We start from the raw sequence: 15,181 nt of genomic DNA on the forward strand, positions 1-15,181 counted from the left end.
GACAGTGACACTGTCAGAATGGCAAAACACTGCCATGTCACCCTCCCGACCCGCCAAACCGCCCCTGCGCGAGCGTCGCAAAGCTGAGCTGCGCGAGGTCATTCTCGATGCGTTCGGCGAGGCGCTTCAGCAAGGTCGCACCGGCACCTACGCTGAAATCGCGGAGTTGAGTGAGATCGGCGAGCGCACGGTGTATCGCTATTTCCCGTCGCGGGACGACCTGTTGCGCGCGATGTGGACGCGCGTGAGCGGTCAAGGCGGTTTCGCTCGCATGCCACAGAGCGAGGCGGACTTGACGGGATTGATCCGGCCGTACTTCACGGGCTTCGATTCGCTCGCTCCGCAAACCATCGCGGTGTTGCTGACCGATGAGGGGCGGCGTCTGCGCAAGCTCATGCGTCCGGAGCGCGTTAAGGGTTATCTCTCGGCCACTCGCGAAGCTGCGAATTCTCTGCCCGAGTCGGAGCGACGTAAGGCCGCGGCCGCGATTCAAGCGCTTCACAGCGGTTATACGTGGCTGCAGATGCGTGAAGAGTGGGGGCTCGATGGGGAGGCGGCCGCGGAGGCCGTCGGGTGGGCGATCGATGTGCTGCTCAAGGATTTGCGGCGACGGGGCGCCCGGCGGTTGTCGCCGGAGTAACTGCGATGTCGGAGCGGGACTGGTCGGACGTGTCGGTGTTGGGCGAGCTCGGAGCGCTTCGGCCTGCGAATTTGCTGGCCGCCGAGCGGCGCGCGGCCGAAGTGCCCTTCGAACAAATCGTGCGCGATCACGGCCCGCTATTGCGCCGAATCGCCACGAGCTATGAAGCCGATCCCGAACGACGCAACGAGTTGCATCAGGACATCCTGCTCGCGATCTGGCGCGCGCTGCCTTCGTTCCGCAACGATTCGCTGCTTCGAACGTTCCTGGCGCGCATTGCTCACAATCGCGGCGTCAGTCATGTTGCTCGTGAAGCGTCCAGGCCGCGCACGACAGAGCTGACGGAGCTGGAGCCATCGCCGCAACCGTCGCCGCTCGAACATGCCGACATCACGCATCGTCAGGCGTTGCTGATGGAGCAGGTCCGTCAATTGCCGCTTGGTATGCGTGAGTTGGTGGTGCTGACGTTGGAAGGATTCACGCCCCGCGAAATCGCGAACGTTCTCAATCTCTCGCCGAACGTCATCTCCATTCGTCTGACTCGCGCCAAGGCGATGCTGCGCAGTGCATTTACCTCGCAGGACTGAACTGCGGTAGTCTTCGCGGGATGCATAACCAGACTGATCCGGGCTGGGCGGATCTAGCGGAGCTGTGGCGAGCCGATTCGCAACAGTCCGACGTCGAAGTCGTGCGAGCGACCATTGCGCGTCGGGCACGTAACGGCAAGCTTATTTTCGCGTTCGATCTGATGACTGCGGCGACGGCCCTGTCGTTCGGTGTGTGGCTGTTGATCCAGCCGGAGTGGGCGGCCCGCCTCATCGGGATTGCAACCATCGCTTACGCCGGCGCGGGCTTCGTGCTGAGCTTGTGGACGCGCGCGAACACCGGGCAGATCCGCACCGAGACCGTCCACCAGGCGCTGGATATCTCCATTCGACAAACCCGCGCCGGCATCCGTCTGGCCAGCTCGGCCTATATTCTCGCGGCGCTGGCGGTCGCGTTCTGTTCGGTCGTCGCCTACGCAAAGGCCGGGCTGGACTGGCGCAAGGTTGGCATCGTCTCCGCGCTGCTCATTCCGATGCTGGTCTATCACGCGTTCGCGTTGCGCCGGGATCGGCGCTATCTCGACAGCCTTCAGCAAATTCGCAACCGATTGGACGCCGCCGAGCCTTCCTAGGGGAAAGAGTTCGCCCGCCGACAGGACTGCCTGTCGATGCAGCTTCCCGCTGCAAGTGATAGGGGAGAGTCCTTTGCTTGCTCGAATCCGATTGCGTGCGCGCTGGCTGGCAGGCCTGTGCGGCGGATTACTGTTGGGCCACGCGCCCGCTCATGCCGATGGTGAGTACGCCATTCTGGTGGCCGGCACGGCCCGCGGCCAGATGACGGTCGTCAACGAAGGCCAGACCCGACGCGTCAATTTCAGCTTCGTGGACCGCGGGCGCGGGCCGGACGTCACGTCGGTCGTACGCACCGACAGCAATGGTCTGCCGCTCGAACTGAGCGTGAAGGGCGTGAGCTATTTGAAGATCCCGGTGGATGAGCACTTCCATCGCAAAGGCGAACTCGCTGTCTGGACCAGCTCGGCGGACAGGGGCAGCACACCCACGCCCGGCTTCTACATGCAGCACGAAATGACTTCGGATGTGTCCACCGTGCTGGCGCGCGCGTTGTTGTCGAGTAAGGATCGAACGTTGCCGCTGCTGCCCAGCGGCCGTGCCAGCATCGAGAAGGTGCTTACTCGCGACATCGACACCGCCGCGGGCAAGCGCAAGGCCACGCTCTATCTCATCGAAGGCGTCGGCTTCAGTCCCAGCCCCATCTGGCTGGACGATTCGCGTGAGCTGATGTTCGAGGGCAATGTGTGGCTGTCGGGCATTCGCAAAGGCGCCGAAGCGGCTGTGCCCGAGCTGCTACGCGCGCAGGACGAAGCGCTCGAGAGAAGAGAGATCGCTCAGGCGCAGAAGCTGGCGCGACGTTCGAGCGGCGCGGTCGTTTTCCAGAACGTTTCCATCTACGACGCGAACGCGCGGCAGGCTCGCCGATCGCAAACCGTGGTCGTGCGTGGCGATCTCATCGAAGCGGTCGGTGCCAATGGCTCAGTGGCGATCCCCTCGGGTGCGCAAGTCGTCGACGGTCGTGGCAAGACTCTGTTGCCCGGCCTGTTCGACATGCACGTGCACGTCTCCGCCAACAGCGATGGCTTGATGTATCTCGCCGCGGGCATCACTAGCGTTCGCGATCTTGCGAACGACGTGGATTCGATCCTGGCGCGCCGGAAAGCATTCGACACTGGCAAGCTGCCTGGCCCGCGCATTTTTCTCGCAGGCATGGTCGATGGCAAAGGCCCGCTCGCGGGTCCGACCAAGTTGCTCGTCGATACGCCTGAAGAAGCGCGTGCCGTGGTCGAGAAGCTCGCGAGCAATGGCTATCCGCAAGTGAAACTGTACAGCTCGTTGAAGCCAGAGCTGGTCCCAGTGATCGTCGAGGCGGCGCACGCGAAAGGCATGCGTGTCAGCGGACACATTCCGGCGGGCATGACGATGGAGCAGGCAGTCCGCGCCGGCTACGACGAAGTTCAGCACGCGAACTTCTGGATGCTGAATTTCATGGGGCCGGACATCAACAACAAGACCAACGGCATGACGCGCTTTCTCGCCGTTGCCGAGCATGGCCGCGAGCTCGATCTGAATTCGAAGCCGGTTGCTGACTTCATCGCGCTGTTACAACAGCGGCACACGTCGCTCGATCCGACGTTGACGGTGATCGAGGATACGGTACTCGGCGAGCCAGGTCAGCCGCCGTCAAGCATCGCCGCGATGTTCAATCGTCTCCCGCCTTTGATCGCCCGCGCTTCCATTGCAAGCGGCACCGCTAAAGACGCGGAGGCACGCAAAAATCAAAAAGAGTCGTTCGTGAAGTTGCGCCAGTTCTTCAAGAAGATGTACGAGGCCGGCGTTCCGATGGTGGCCGGCACTGACGGCATGGCTGGCGTGGCGTTGCCTCGGGAGCTGGAAATCTATGTTGAATCCGGACTGACGCCGTCGCAGGCGTTGTATCTCGCGACACTGGGTGCCGCGAACGTGGCAGGCGAGGGCAAGCGTCTCGGCTCCATCGAGGTCGGCAAGCTCGCGGACCTCGTGTTGGTGGACGGCGATCCCACCGTTCGCATCGGCGACGCGCGCAAGGCGACGCTGGTGATGAAGAACGGCGTGCAGTTCCGCTCGGATGAGATGTGGCAGGCGGCTGGCGTTCGCCCGCGCTGAGCTCGAACGAAGGAGGCGGTCACATCCGGACCGCCTCCGACTGCCTCAAGCTCCCCACACTTCCTTCGCGACGCGCAGGAAGTTCTCGCCGAAGACCTTTTCCAGACGCGTCGTCGACCAGCCCTTCTTCTTGAGCAGTCGCGCCAGCTTGCGGAACTGCTCGGGCCCGGTGAGATCGGTGACGAAGAACGGCGCGGTGCCGGATTCGCCTGGCGCAGCGATGCCTTGCCGCTTGCGTTCCGCGACGTAATCCGCCTGTGCCTTCAGATATTCCGCCATGTTCGGAATTTCAGACGTGGCGCCGTCCGTGCCGATGCCGACGTGATCCTCGCCGCACACGTTGATCGCGTGCTCGAGATGCTGGATCAGATGTTCGGAGCGAGCATGGCCGTCTTTCGCCAGGAACGGCATGAAGTAGATGCCCACGTAACCGCCTTTCTCCGCAACCAGTCGCAGTTCCTCATCGGTCTTGTTTCGTGGCACGTCAACCAGCGCGCGACAGCCGGTGTGGCTGATGGAGATGGGGCGCTTCGACACGCGGGCCGCATCCAGACAGGTTTGCTGGCCGCTGTGAGACAGATCGATCAGCACCGGCTGCGTATTCAGATGCTCCACCACCTGACGACCGAACGCGCTGAGCGGGCGATTCTCCGGCGCCATCGAGCCGTCGCCGATCTGGTTCGCTTTGTTATAGGTGAGCTGAAACACGCGCACTCCCAGGTCGGTGAAGATCTCGGCGCGCTCGGCCTTGTTGCCGACCATCTCGCCATTCTGGAAACCATAGATGACGCCGACTTTGCGTTCGGCACGAGCGCGGCGCACGTCCTGCGTGGTGAGCACTTTGATCAGCTGATTGGGGCGCTGACGGAGGATGCGATCGAAGCGGCCGATGTCCGCGACCGTGTGTTCGAACGGATCGGCATCGCCCGAAACATAGCCGACCGTGACGTTCACGGCCGCGAGCCCCGACGCGAGCGTGTCGCGCACGGCCGAGTCGGTGACCATGCCCGGCAGTGTGTGGACGATGATATTGCTGGTCGATTTCATGATGTCCGCGGCCACGTCGTAACCGAACAGCGAGCCGAGCGTGTTGACGACCGTCATGCCGGCCAACGGATCGTCGGTCGCGACATCGGCCAGCGCTTGGCCACCGGCGGCGGCGAGCGGCAGGGCGGACATGGCCAGCAGCACTTGCCGGCGGTTCAGGCCGGTATCCGTTGCGTCTGGCGGTGAGGATTTGTCATGGGTCATGGAACGAGCCTCTTGGTGGCGGATCGGGGTAACAGTCCTTGGTTGGCCCGACTTCTTTCCCCGGTCGCCGGCAAATCGCGGCTGCCCGCCGGTGAGCATTCCAGCGGGGGCAGGCGCCATGCTGGTACTATCTGTGCGACCTGCATAGGAGGGGGTGTCATGGCTTGGTGGGCCTGGATGATCGTTGCCGCGATCTCGCTCGCGTTCGAGATGTTCGTGCTCGACGCGCAGTTCTACCTTGTGTTCTTTGGCATTTCCGCCGCCATCGTCGGCTTCCTTGGCCTCGCCGGCGTGAACCTGCCGGACTGGGCGCAGTGGCTGTCGCTTTCCATTCTCGCCATCGTCTCGATGGTGACCTTCCGCAAGCGCGCGTATCAGCTCGTGCGCAATCGCACCGGCCAGGTCGAAGAGCGCCTGACCGTGGGTGATCGGGTCACTGTGCCGGTCCGGCTCGAACCCTCGCAAACCTGCCGCGTCGACTATCGCGGCTCTTCCTGGACCGCTCGCAACGTCGATGAGACGCCGATCGAAGCCGGCCGCGAGGCGGTGATCGCACGCGTCGACGGCTTGGTGCTGATGGTCCGCCCGATCGTTTGACGCGTCTTCCTGTCGAATTTGCCAACCTCTGGAGGTTCTCGTGAGCACAACCATGTTCGTGGTGCTGGCTTTCCTTGTGCTGGTGTTCATCGTCCTGATGAAGACCGCCATCGTCGTACCTCAGCAGAGCGCGTTTGTGGTCGAAACTCTAGGCCGCTACAGCCGCACGCTGCAGGCGGGCTTTCATATCCTGGTGCCGTTCGTCGAGCGCATTGCTTACAAACATACGTTGAAGGAAGACGCGCTGGATATTCCCGAGCAGGTCTGCATCACCAAGGACAACGTGCAGGTCGGCGTCGATGGCGTGCTGTATATGCAGGTGTTGGATGCGCGCAGTGCTTCGTACGGCATCACCAACTATCGCTTCGCCATCATCCAGCTGGCGCAGACCACGCTGCGTAGTGAGATCGGCAAGATCGATCTCGATCGCACGTTCGAAGCGCGTGCCACCATCAATGCGAACGTGGTCAGCGAGCTCGATCATGCGTCGGCCGCGTGGGGCGTGAAGGTCCTGCGCTACGAGATCAAGAACATCAATCCGCCCAAGGACGTGCTGCACGCGATGGAAAAGCAGATGCGCGCCGAGCGAGAGAAGCGCGCCGTCGTGCTCACCTCCGAAGGCGATCGCGACGCCAAGATCAACCAGGCGGAAGGCGAGAAGCAGCGCGTGATCAAGGAGTCCGAGGCGAAGAAGCAGCAGCAGATCAACGAAGCCCACGGCCAGGCCGAAGCCATTCTCGCGGTTGCCACCGCAACCGCCGAAGGCTTGAAACGCGTCGGTACGGCGCTGGCCGGCACTGGCGGCATGGAAGCCATGCAACTGCGCGTCGCCGAAGAGTATGTGAAGCAGTTCGGCAAGCTCGCGGATGAAGCGTCGAGCACCCTGATCGTGCCCGCTACGCTGAGCGATATCTCGTCGATGATCGCGATGGCGACCAGCGTGGTGAAGCAGCAGAACAAAGCTGCGGGCTGATCTCTTCAAAGGGACAGATCCATTTGCAAAAAATGGACTGTCCCTCGCTTCGGCACTCCATTCGTCTGACATCGCAACGGTGCGCACACGCGGAGTGCGCGTTGTTTCATGACGAAGGCACCATCGAAACCATGAATCGCCTCGGCCTCGACTTCAACGCCGTGGGCACTCACGAATTCGACGACGGCAAGGCCGAGCTGCTGCGCATGCAGAACGGCGGCTGTCATCCGGCCGATCCGAACACCTGCCAGGGCGGCGTGGTCGGTACGCCGGTGCCGTTCGAAGGCGCGAAGTTCAAGTTCCTCGCGGCCAACGTGGTCGAGACCGCGACCGGCAAGACCATCTTCCCGGCCTACGGCATCAAGGTCGTGAACGGCGTGCGCGTCGGCTTTATCGGCCTCACTGGCGGCATGGATCTGCTCGGCGGCGCGCAGGACATCGATGCGCTGGTCGATTACCTGGAAGACTACAAGGCGCCGAACGCATCGTACGATCCGTCGGCATTCCCGAGCCGGATCACTCGGCTGCCTTGATGTTGAGATGAGTTGAGTTGGGAGGGGGTGGATCTACTAGCGCTGAGATTGCAGCAGCCGGCTCACAACCCGCTCGAGCTGCGTCAACGTCCCGCACTCATCCACCTGATGACAGTACGGCGCATAGTGCCGCATCTCCGAATCACCGGTGTTCCACGCCGGGCGCGACTCGGGATTGAGCCAGATCACGCGACGGGCGCGGTCGTAAATCTCTTTGAGCACATCCGTTCGGGCGTCGCCGTAGTTGTTGCGGGCGTCGCCGAGAATGATGACGGTGCTGCGTTTGTCGATTTCATCCAGACATAGCTTGCGAAAATCGGCGAGGGCTTGGCCGTAGTCGGTCGAGCCATTGCCGTATTGGCGCAGGGCCAGCGCGATGGCGTCGTCGATGTCGTTGCGTGCGAACAGGTCGGAGACTTCGCCGAGGTCGGAAGAGAAGGCGAACGAGCGCACTTTTGGCAGCACTTCCTCCAGGCTGTAAAGAAACATCAGCATGAAGCGTGCGTAGTTGGCGACCGAGCCGCTCACGTCGCAGATGGCGAAGACCTTGGGCTGGTCGGTCTTCACCGATTTCCAGTGCAGGTCGAAGATTGCGTCGTCGTACTTCAAGTTTCGCCGCAGCGTGCGGGGCACGTGCAGTTGGCCGCGACGAAACACCTTGCGCCGACGCGAGTAGGCGGTGACGAGTTTGCGGGCCATTCGATGGACGATATCGTGAAGCAAGCGATGATGGCGCTGCTCGAGCGTCGAGAGTCGCAGGTTGCGGAGCAGGCTTTCGCGGAGGCGTCGGCCGGTGACATCGGCGTGCAGCAGGAACTGGTGTTCGACGTAGTCGCGGATGCGTTCGTGTAACCAGTCGCGGCGGCGGCCGAGGTCCTGGGCCAGGCGGCGGTCGGGAATCGCGTCGCTCGCCGTCAGCGTGAAGATTTCCTGTTGCAGCTCGGTGTGACCCATCGCGTCCAGAATGCGACGGGTGTAGAGACCTTTCTGCGTGAACAGCTCGATCCGATGAACGTTGACTTGCTGACCAGCGGCGCTGATGGCGAGGTTGATCTCGATCGTGCTGGCGCGCGTGAGCAGCTGGCCGAGCGCGGATCGTGCGGCGGATATTTCACCGATGCCGAGGGATTCAGCGCCGCCTGCATCCTCGCGAGTGACTTGCGCGGCAGCGCCAGGTCCCTGACCGCGCCCGGTGCGTCTGCCTTGTGAGTCGCCGCTGCCACCGGCGTCCGCATTGCCGGGCTGTGCGCCGTCGTCATCCGCTGTCGTGCTGGCATCCGTGCCCGGCGCGCCGGAGGAGGGCAGCCTCGACCGCTCGCGAAACGAGAAGAACTGATCGAAGCACGTATCGAACGCAGCCTTCTCATCCGACGTCTTGGGCAGAACGAGAGCGAGGCTGTCTTTCAGCAACTGCCGATTCCGATAACCCACCAACTGCACCGTACTGAACGCATCCAGCGTCTCCGCCGGCGAGATGCGCACATCGGCGTTGCGCAGCGCCCGGATGAAGTTGGTCAGCAATTGATCCATGGCGTCGTCAGGAGCGAGTTGCCTTGTCGGTCAGGCCGCGCACCTCGGGCTGCACGCTCTCGATATCTTCCTGGAATTTCAGAATCACGTTCATGGTGTTGCGGACCAGCTCCGGGTCGAGCCGGTCGGCATGCAGGAGCAACAACGTCCGCGCCCAGTCGATGGTCTCGCTGATCGACGGCACCTTTTTCAGATCCAGCTCGCGCAGGTCGTGAATGAACCGGACCAATTGCTCGCGCAGCTGGGGAGCGATTTCCGGAACACGAGCCTTGACGATGCGTTGTTCGAGCGCGATGTCCGGGAACGGAATATACAAATGCAGGCAACGGCGCTTGAGGGCGTCGGAGATCTCGCGCGTGTTGTTGCTGGTCAGGAACACGAGCGGCGGTGTGTGTCGCGCCTTCACGGTGCCGATTTCCGGAATCGACACCTGATAGTCGGACAGGAGCTCCAACAGCAGCGATTCGAACTCGTGGTCGGACTTGTCCACTTCGTCGATGAGCAGCACGCAGCCGTGCTCCTCTCGCAATGCTTTCAAGAGTGGACGCGCCTCCAGGAACTCCTCGGAGAAAAAGATATCGCCGAACTCATGCAGCCGCTTCACCGATTCCGCGAAGCCTTTCGCGCCCTGCAGAACTTCATCGAGGGCCTGCTTGAGGACCTGCGTGTAGAGCAGTTGCTTGCCGTATTTCCACTCGTACAGCGCCTTGGCTTCGTCGAGCCCTTCGTAGCATTGCAGCCGGATCAGGGGCAGCTCGAACATCTCGGCGGTGGTCTTGGCGAGCTCGGTTTTGCCGACGCCCGGCGGGCCTTCGATCAGCACCGGCTTGCGCAGGTGATATGCGAGGTACACCGCGGTGGCGATCTGATCGGAGCAGATGTAACGATGCGCCTCCAGGTGCTGTTTCAAGGAGGGAACGGACGAGGCAATGCTGGGGATGTCGGCCATGGTCGGGGAGTGTCCACCGCGGACCGCGCCGATGCAATCGGCCGTTCATGCACCTTTGTGCGGTCGAGTCGTGCTGCTGGGTGGGAGGGATGCGTGGTTTGCTTTAAGCTTGTGGACTCATGAGCAGCGCCATCGCCTTCGAACACGTGACTCACCGTTATCCGCACGCGGTCGCGGTGGATGACGTCACCCTGCGCGTCGAGCCGGGCGAGACCGTGGCGCTGATCGGGCCGAGTGGCTGTGGCAAGTCGACGCTGCTCAAGCTCGCCACTGGCCTGGTCCGACCCCAGCAGGGTTCCGTGTTCGTCACCGACCGTGCGCTGGCCCCGGACAATCTGATCGAAATTCGTCATCGCATCGGCTACGTGATCCAGTCCGGTGGCCTGTTTCCTCATTTGAGCGCCGTGGATAACGTGACATTGGCCGCGCGATTCCTGAAACGCGATCGCCAGTGGATTGCGACTCGCGTCGCGGAGTTGGCCGAACTGGTGCAGTTGCCCCGGGAGGCGCTGGATCGATTCCCCAACAATCTCTCCGGCGGTCAGCGTCAGCGCGTGAGTCTGATGCGTGCGTTGATGCTCGATCCCGCCGTTCTGCTGCTCGATGAGCCGTTGGGTGCGCTCGATCCCATGGTGCGCCATGGCTTGCAGGAGGATCTGCGTCGTCTGTTTCAACGGCTGGGCAAGTCGGTACTGCTGGTGACCCACGACATGGCGGAAGCCGCCTTCTTTTCCCAAAACATCGTCTTGATGCGTGAAGGGAAGATCGTTCAGCGGGGCAGTTATCGGGATCTCATCGACGCGCCCGCCGAGCAATTCGTCAGTGACTTCGTGAAAGCCCAGCGCGGCCTGCACGCAGAGGCGTTCGATGCCTGAGTCGCACCGCTGCCTGTTCCGCACCTTGCTGACGATCGCCGTGTTGAGTTTCGGTTCGACGGCGTTCGCCGCCAAGACGGTCATCGGCTCCAAGGCGTTTACCGAGTCGGTGATTCTCGGCGAGATCGCAACTCAACTGACTGAAGAAGCGGGCTACGATGCCGAACATCGTCGCCAGCTGGGCGGCACGCGCGTGCTCTGGAGTGCGCTGATCCGTGGCGATATTCAGTGCTACCCCGAATACACGGGCACGCTGAGCACGGAGATCTTCTCCAGTCAGAACATCAAGAGTGATACCGAGTTACGCAGCGCCTTGGCGAAGCAGTCCATCTGGACGTCAAAGTCGCTGGGCTTCAACAACACCTACGTGCTCGGCATGACGCGTGGTCGTGCGGCGGAATTGGGCATTACCCGCATGTCGCAGCTCGCCGATCATCCGACGCTGCGGTTTGGATTCAGTAACGAATTCATGGAACGCGCCGACGGCTGGCCGGGTATTCGCGCTCACTATCGTCTGCCGCAACAGGACGTTCGCGGCCTGTCGCACGATCTTGCCTATCGTGGATTGGAGTCTCGATCGCTGGATCTCACCGATCTGTATTCCACCGATGCCGAGATCGTTCATTACGACCTGACGACGCTCGTGGACGATGCCCGATTCTTTCCGGTCTACGATGCCATCATCGTCTGTCGCGAGGACGTGCCCGACGCGATTCGGGAATCATTGAATCGACTCGGCGGGCGCATCGATGAAATGACCATGACCAAGATGAATGCGCGCGCGGCGCTGGATCGCGAGCCCGAGGCGCAGATCGCCGCGAGTTTCCTGCGCGATCAACTGAACGTGAATGCTGAAGCGAAGGTGCAGTCCCGGTCCGCCCGCATCTGGCAGCGGACCCGTGAGCACCTGGCGATGGTCGGCATCTCACTTGGGCTGGCAGTCCTGGTCGCCGTGCCCCTCGGGATCATCGCCTTCCATCGCCGTGGCGTGGGTCGAGTGGTGTTTGCGATCGCCGATATTCTGCAAACGTTGCCGGCGCTGGCCTTGCTGGTATTTCTGATCCCCTGGCTCGGGATCGGTTACGCGCCCGCCATCGTGGCGTTATTTCTATACAGCGTGCTGCCGATTCTCAGAAACACCCACACGGGACTGGCGGATATCCCGCGAGACCTGCGCGAGTCAGCCGAGGCGCTAGGTCTGCCGCGCATAGCCAGGCTGCGCTATGTCGAACTGCCGCTCGCTGCACGCTCGATGCTTGCTGGTGTGCGAACAGCTGCGGTCATCAATGTGGGCACGGCCACGCTCGGTGCGTTGATCGGTGCCGGCGGTTATGGTCAGCCCATCCTCACGGGCATTCGGCTCGATGACACGAAGTTGATTCTCGAAGGCGCAGTGCCTGCCGCGGTGCTGGCGCTGCTCGTGCAGTGGGTGTTCGGTTGGGTCGAGCGTCGCTGGGTCACGGCGAAGTAGTCTGCAGGCCCAGCTTTCTGAGCAGCGTCCGAGCATCCACGGGCGCGCGTAACTTCACGTCAGTGTTATCGAAGTAGCAATAGACGTCTCGCGGTTTCGACGTGGGCGGCTTTCGCTGGGTGATTTTCTGAGTACTGCGAAGCTCGCCACCGCGATGCCAGGCTTCGATGCGCCTGGCCCATTTCTCCAATGCGCGATCGCTGTAGCCGCTTTGATAGAGCGTCTTGTCTCCGTGCAGGCGCATGTACACGAAGTCGGCGGTGATATCGTGGATCATTGGAAAGCGCTGCGCCGTTTCGGCGATCACCAGCGCGATGTTGTGTTCGCGGAGCAGCTCTATGAATGAGGGATCGCAGAAGCTCTCGTGCCGGATCTCCATCGCATGTCGTAGCGGGCGACGTTTATCGATAGCCAGTTTGGCTCGCCCGAGCATGCGGCTGTCCCGCCGGCGCGCGAGTTTCAACGCGGCTGCGGTGTCGCGCGGCAGAAGCTCGAAGAACTTTGTGAGCTTTTGCCGGTCATATTTGAAGTTGGGCGGAAACTGCCAGAGGATGGGGCCGAGCTTGCGACGCAGGTTGAATACGCCGGAGGCGAAGAAATTCGCCAGTGGCGTTTCTACATCGCGCAGTTTTTTCATATGCGTGATGAAGCGCGGGCCTTTGACCGCGAACACGAAATCGTCCGGAGTTTCGTCGTGCCAGCTCTGATAGCTCGCCGGATATTGCAGCGAATAGAAGGAGCCGTTGATTTCGATAGTGGGCAGCACGCGCGAGGCGTAGTGCAACTCCAGTCGTTGGGGCAGATCTTTCGGATAAAACACCCCGCGCCACGGGGTGTAGCGCCATCCGGAAATCCCAATTCGTATTCGGGCCATGTCCTGCCAATGATCCGCACGGCTTGCCGGTGCCCGATCCGATTCGCGTTTTTCGCGATATTGCCCTAGCGGACACGCGGAACTCTGTATTTAAGGACGCGTTGAATTCTGTTGCATTTGTCCCTGTATTGATTCGAGTCAAGCCATCATGAATAAACGAATCCTGTCCGCGGTGAATATGACGCTGGCTCGTCGCTGCTACGTATTGCCGGTGGGCGTGCTTTTGTGTTGTGCATCGTCCAGCGCGTTCGCATCCGGCTTCGCATTGCTGGAACAGAGTGCGAGCCGGCTCGGCACCGCCTTCGCCGGCACGGCCGCGGCGGCCGACGATGCTACGACGATTTTCTACAATCCGGCGGGCATGTCGAAACTCACGGATACGCAGTTGCTGGTGGTGGCGAGCGGCGTGCTCATCAGTTCGGAGTTCAACAACCAGAATTCGCTAGCCGCGCTCGGGCAGCCATTAGGTGGCGGAGGCGGCGATGCGGGCGGTTGGAATGCGGTCCCGGCGGCTTATTTCGCACTGCCGATCAATGAGCAGCTCGCGTTCGGGTTCGGCATCAATGCGCCATTCGGTCTGCAGCTCGAATACGACAATGGCTGGATGGGGCGCTTCCAGGCGCTGAATAACGAGATCAAGACTTATAACTTCAATCCCGCGCTCTCCTGGCGGGTGAACAAGCAGTTGAGTTTTGGTATTGGCGCGGACTATCAGCGCATACAGGCCGAGCTCACCAACTCAGTGAACTACACCGCAGTCGTCGCGCAGGGATTGCAGGCCTTGGTGGCTGCGGGGCAGGTGCCCGCGATCGCTGTGCCGGGCTTGATTCAAGCCAACGCTGCTCTCGAGGGTCACACAGCGGTGCGTGGCGACGATGACGCTTGGGGATGGAATGCGGGCGTGCTCTTCGAATTCTCCGATGACACCCGCGTGGGGCTTTCGTATCGATCGACCATCGACTACACGCTCGAGGGCAGCGCACGTTTCACGGCGCCGACTTCGACAAATGCCATCGGCGCGGGGATCATCGCCGCCGCGTCGGCGCCGGGCGCAACGCTTGCGACCGGTCCGGTGAGCGTGGACTTGAAGCTGCCGGACATTGCGACCGCTTCGTTCTATCACCGCATGGGACAGGTGGAGCTCATGGCGGATATCGCCTGGACCGGCTGGAGCAGTATTCAAGAGCTGCGTATCGTGCGCGATACCGGAGCGGTGCTGTCAGTGACGCCGGAGCGCTGGCACGACACCTGGCGTTACGCGCTGGGCGCTACGTATCAGCTCAACGATCAGTGGAAGCTACGCGGCGGTGTGGCTTATGACGAAACCAACGTTCCGGATAGCACTCGCACAGCTCGGCTGCCGGATCCGGATCGGACGTGGGTAGCTATCGGGGCGCAGTGGAAGCCAAGCGATGCGTGGGTCGTCGATGTCGGCTACGCGCATCTGTTCGCCGGCGACGTGCCAATACGCCAGGACGACGGCAACGCCGCGGCCCGGGGGTTCTTGATAGGTGAGCAGAGCTCGGCTATCGATATCGTGACAGCGCAGTTGAACTATAAGTTCTGAGCGTTGATGCGCTCGGATAGCACCGTGTAGTTACGATGCAGGGTCTGCACGAACTCGTGCAGATCCTGCAGCGTACCGGTGTTGACGATCACGTCGTCGGCGGCGTCCAGCCGGTCTTCGCGTGAGGCCTGCGCGGCGAGGATCTGTCGGGCTTGTTCTTCGCTCGAGCCGTCGCGTGCCAGCAGACGTTTCAGCTGATCTTCCTCGCTGGTGTCCACCAGCAACACGCGGTCATAGAGATCCGCGCGCCCGCTTTCGACGAGCAGCGGGATGACATGAACTTGATAAGGCCCCTGCGCACGCTGTGCTCGCGCCGTGAGCTCCTCGCGAATTGCCGGATGCGTGATTGCTTCGAGCCGCTTGCGTTGCTCCGGATCGGCAAATACCCGAGCGCGCATGCGGGCGCGATCGAGGCGACCGCTCGCATCCAGAATGTCGCTGCCGAATTCCGCGACCAGCCTGGCCAGGGTCGGTGTGCCCGGCTCGACCACGTCACGCGCGATTTGATCCGTATCCAGGACGGGAGTGCCGAGTTTGGCGAAGAGCTCCGCGACGGCGCTCTTGCCGCTGGCAATACCGCCCGTCAATCCGATCAGCAGGGGACGGAAATTCTTGTTGGCAGTGGCGTTCATCGCGGCCAGTGTAGGAGGCTGGCGCG

Annotated in this window: 15 protein-coding genes; 10 read left to right on the plus strand and 5 right to left on the minus strand. The window is 62.1% G+C overall.

Annotation, left to right across the window (positions count from 1 at the left end; translation table 11 throughout):
- Positions 1 to 34 precede the first annotated feature (34 nt).
- The 4 genes from EKO19_RS32235 (at position 35) to EKO19_RS32250 (ending at position 3,903) form a co-directional block, all read left to right on the plus strand.
- Positions 35 to 640 (plus strand): TetR/AcrR family transcriptional regulator, encoded by a 606-nt coding sequence (locus tag EKO19_RS32235; RefSeq protein WP_157995538.1) that lies wholly within the window; start codon positions 35 to 37, stop codon positions 638 to 640.
- Positions 641 to 645: 5 nt separating this feature from the next.
- Positions 646 to 1,227: an RNA polymerase sigma factor gene (locus tag EKO19_RS32240; protein ID WP_129781535.1), complete on the plus strand. Its 582-nt coding sequence runs from the start codon at positions 646 to 648 to the stop codon at positions 1,225 to 1,227.
- A 20-nt stretch (positions 1,228 to 1,247) separates the two neighbouring features.
- On the plus strand, positions 1,248 to 1,817 hold the full coding sequence (locus EKO19_RS32245; protein ID WP_129781536.1) for a hypothetical protein: 570 nt from the start codon (positions 1,248 to 1,250) through the stop codon (positions 1,815 to 1,817).
- 73 nt (positions 1,818 to 1,890) lie between these two features.
- The gene (locus EKO19_RS32250) at positions 1,891 to 3,903 is read left to right on the plus strand and encodes an amidohydrolase family protein (RefSeq protein WP_129781537.1); all 2,013 of its coding nucleotides are present in this window, start codon (positions 1,891 to 1,893) and stop codon (positions 3,901 to 3,903) included.
- 45 nt (positions 3,904 to 3,948) lie between these two features.
- Here EKO19_RS32250 and EKO19_RS32255 read toward each other — a convergent pair whose 3' ends face one another.
- Positions 3,949 to 5,154 (minus strand): dipeptidase, encoded by a 1,206-nt coding sequence (locus tag EKO19_RS32255; protein ID WP_129781538.1) that lies wholly within the window; start codon positions 5,152 to 5,154, stop codon positions 3,949 to 3,951.
- Positions 5,155 to 5,313: 159 nt separating this feature from the next.
- Between EKO19_RS32255 and EKO19_RS32260 the strand changes: the two genes are divergently transcribed.
- The 3 genes from EKO19_RS32260 to EKO19_RS32270 all read left to right on the plus strand — a co-directional run bounded on the left by EKO19_RS32260 (position 5,314) and on the right by EKO19_RS32270 (position 7,257).
- Positions 5,314 to 5,751, plus strand: a complete 438-nt coding sequence (locus tag EKO19_RS32260) for an NfeD family protein (protein WP_157995539.1) — start codon at positions 5,314 to 5,316, stop codon at positions 5,749 to 5,751.
- 52 nt (positions 5,752 to 5,803) lie between these two features.
- Positions 5,804 to 6,724, plus strand: coding sequence for an SPFH domain-containing protein (locus tag EKO19_RS32265; protein ID WP_129781676.1), 921 nt, complete (start codon positions 5,804 to 5,806; stop codon positions 6,722 to 6,724).
- A gap of 101 nt (positions 6,725 to 6,825) precedes the next feature.
- Entirely contained in the window at positions 6,826 to 7,257 is a 432-nt protein-coding gene (locus EKO19_RS32270; RefSeq protein WP_175597263.1) for a metallophosphoesterase family protein, read from the plus strand.
- Positions 7,258 to 7,293: 36 nt separating this feature from the next.
- Here EKO19_RS32270 and EKO19_RS32275 read toward each other — a convergent pair whose 3' ends face one another.
- Positions 7,294 to 8,787 carry a VWA domain-containing protein gene (locus EKO19_RS32275; RefSeq protein ID WP_129781540.1) on the minus strand — a complete coding sequence of 498 codons (1,494 nt, stop codon included), beginning with the start codon at positions 8,785 to 8,787 and terminating at the stop codon, positions 7,294 to 7,296.
- A 7-nt stretch (positions 8,788 to 8,794) separates the two neighbouring features.
- Positions 8,795 to 9,736 (minus strand): AAA family ATPase, encoded by a 942-nt coding sequence (locus tag EKO19_RS32280; RefSeq protein WP_129781541.1) that lies wholly within the window; start codon positions 9,734 to 9,736, stop codon positions 8,795 to 8,797.
- 119 nt (positions 9,737 to 9,855) lie between these two features.
- Between EKO19_RS32280 and EKO19_RS32285 the strand changes: the two genes are divergently transcribed.
- Positions 9,856 to 10,611 (plus strand): ATP-binding cassette domain-containing protein, encoded by a 756-nt coding sequence (locus tag EKO19_RS32285; protein WP_129781542.1) that lies wholly within the window; start codon positions 9,856 to 9,858, stop codon positions 10,609 to 10,611.
- Positions 10,604 to 12,082 carry an ABC transporter permease/substrate-binding protein gene (locus tag EKO19_RS32290; RefSeq protein WP_129781543.1) on the plus strand — a complete coding sequence of 493 codons (1,479 nt, stop codon included), beginning with the start codon at positions 10,604 to 10,606 and terminating at the stop codon, positions 12,080 to 12,082. Before EKO19_RS32285 ends, EKO19_RS32290 begins: the two co-directional genes overlap by 8 nt.
- On the opposite strand, the gene EKO19_RS32295 is transcribed toward EKO19_RS32290, so the two are convergent.
- Positions 12,069 to 12,956, minus strand: a complete 888-nt coding sequence (locus tag EKO19_RS32295) for a DUF72 domain-containing protein (RefSeq protein ID WP_129781544.1) — start codon at positions 12,954 to 12,956, stop codon at positions 12,069 to 12,071. The genes EKO19_RS32290 and EKO19_RS32295 overlap by 14 nt on opposite strands.
- 148 nt (positions 12,957 to 13,104) lie before the next feature.
- On the opposite strand from EKO19_RS32295, the gene EKO19_RS32300 reads away from it, so the two are divergent.
- Entirely contained in the window at positions 13,105 to 14,523 is a 1,419-nt protein-coding gene (locus EKO19_RS32300; RefSeq protein WP_129781545.1) for an OmpP1/FadL family transporter, read from the plus strand.
- On the opposite strand, the gene coaE is transcribed toward EKO19_RS32300, so the two are convergent.
- Positions 14,511 to 15,155 carry a dephospho-CoA kinase gene (coaE, locus tag EKO19_RS32305; RefSeq protein WP_129781546.1) on the minus strand — a complete coding sequence of 215 codons (645 nt, stop codon included), beginning with the start codon at positions 15,153 to 15,155 and terminating at the stop codon, positions 14,511 to 14,513. The two genes, EKO19_RS32300 and coaE, sit on opposite strands and share 13 nt — an antisense overlap.
- Positions 15,156 to 15,181: the final 26 nt, after the last annotated feature.

Origin of the sequence: Peristeroidobacter soli, assembly GCF_004138485.1 — a bacterium.
Classification (GTDB): Bacteria; Pseudomonadota; Gammaproteobacteria; order Steroidobacterales; family Steroidobacteraceae; genus Steroidobacter; species Steroidobacter soli.

Coding starts and splice junctions, on each gene's coding strand:
- EKO19_RS32235 (WP_157995538.1), top strand. CDS start 35: ATGTCACCCTCCCGACCCGCCAAACCGCCCCTGCGCGAGCGTCGCAAA.
- EKO19_RS32240 (WP_129781535.1), top strand. CDS start 646: ATGTCGGAGCGGGACTGGTCGGACGTGTCGGTGTTGGGCGAGCTCGGA.
- EKO19_RS32245 (WP_129781536.1), top strand. CDS start 1,248: ATGCATAACCAGACTGATCCGGGCTGGGCGGATCTAGCGGAGCTGTGG.
- EKO19_RS32255 (WP_129781538.1), bottom strand. CDS start 5,154: ATGACCCATGACAAATCCTCACCGCCAGACGCAACGGATACCGGCCTG.
- EKO19_RS32260 (WP_157995539.1), top strand. CDS start 5,314: ATGGCTTGGTGGGCCTGGATGATCGTTGCCGCGATCTCGCTCGCGTTC.
- EKO19_RS32265 (WP_129781676.1), top strand. CDS start 5,804: ATGTTCGTGGTGCTGGCTTTCCTTGTGCTGGTGTTCATCGTCCTGATG.
- EKO19_RS32275 (WP_129781540.1), bottom strand. CDS start 8,787: ATGGATCAATTGCTGACCAACTTCATCCGGGCGCTGCGCAACGCCGAT.
- EKO19_RS32280 (WP_129781541.1), bottom strand. CDS start 9,736: ATGGCCGACATCCCCAGCATTGCCTCGTCCGTTCCCTCCTTGAAACAG.
- EKO19_RS32285 (WP_129781542.1), top strand. CDS start 9,856: ATGAGCAGCGCCATCGCCTTCGAACACGTGACTCACCGTTATCCGCAC.
- EKO19_RS32290 (WP_129781543.1), top strand. CDS start 10,604: ATGCCTGAGTCGCACCGCTGCCTGTTCCGCACCTTGCTGACGATCGCC.
- EKO19_RS32295 (WP_129781544.1), bottom strand. CDS start 12,956: ATGGCCCGAATACGAATTGGGATTTCCGGATGGCGCTACACCCCGTGG.
- EKO19_RS32300 (WP_129781545.1), top strand. CDS start 13,105: ATGAATAAACGAATCCTGTCCGCGGTGAATATGACGCTGGCTCGTCGC.
- coaE (WP_129781546.1), bottom strand. CDS start 15,155: ATGAACGCCACTGCCAACAAGAATTTCCGTCCCCTGCTGATCGGATTG.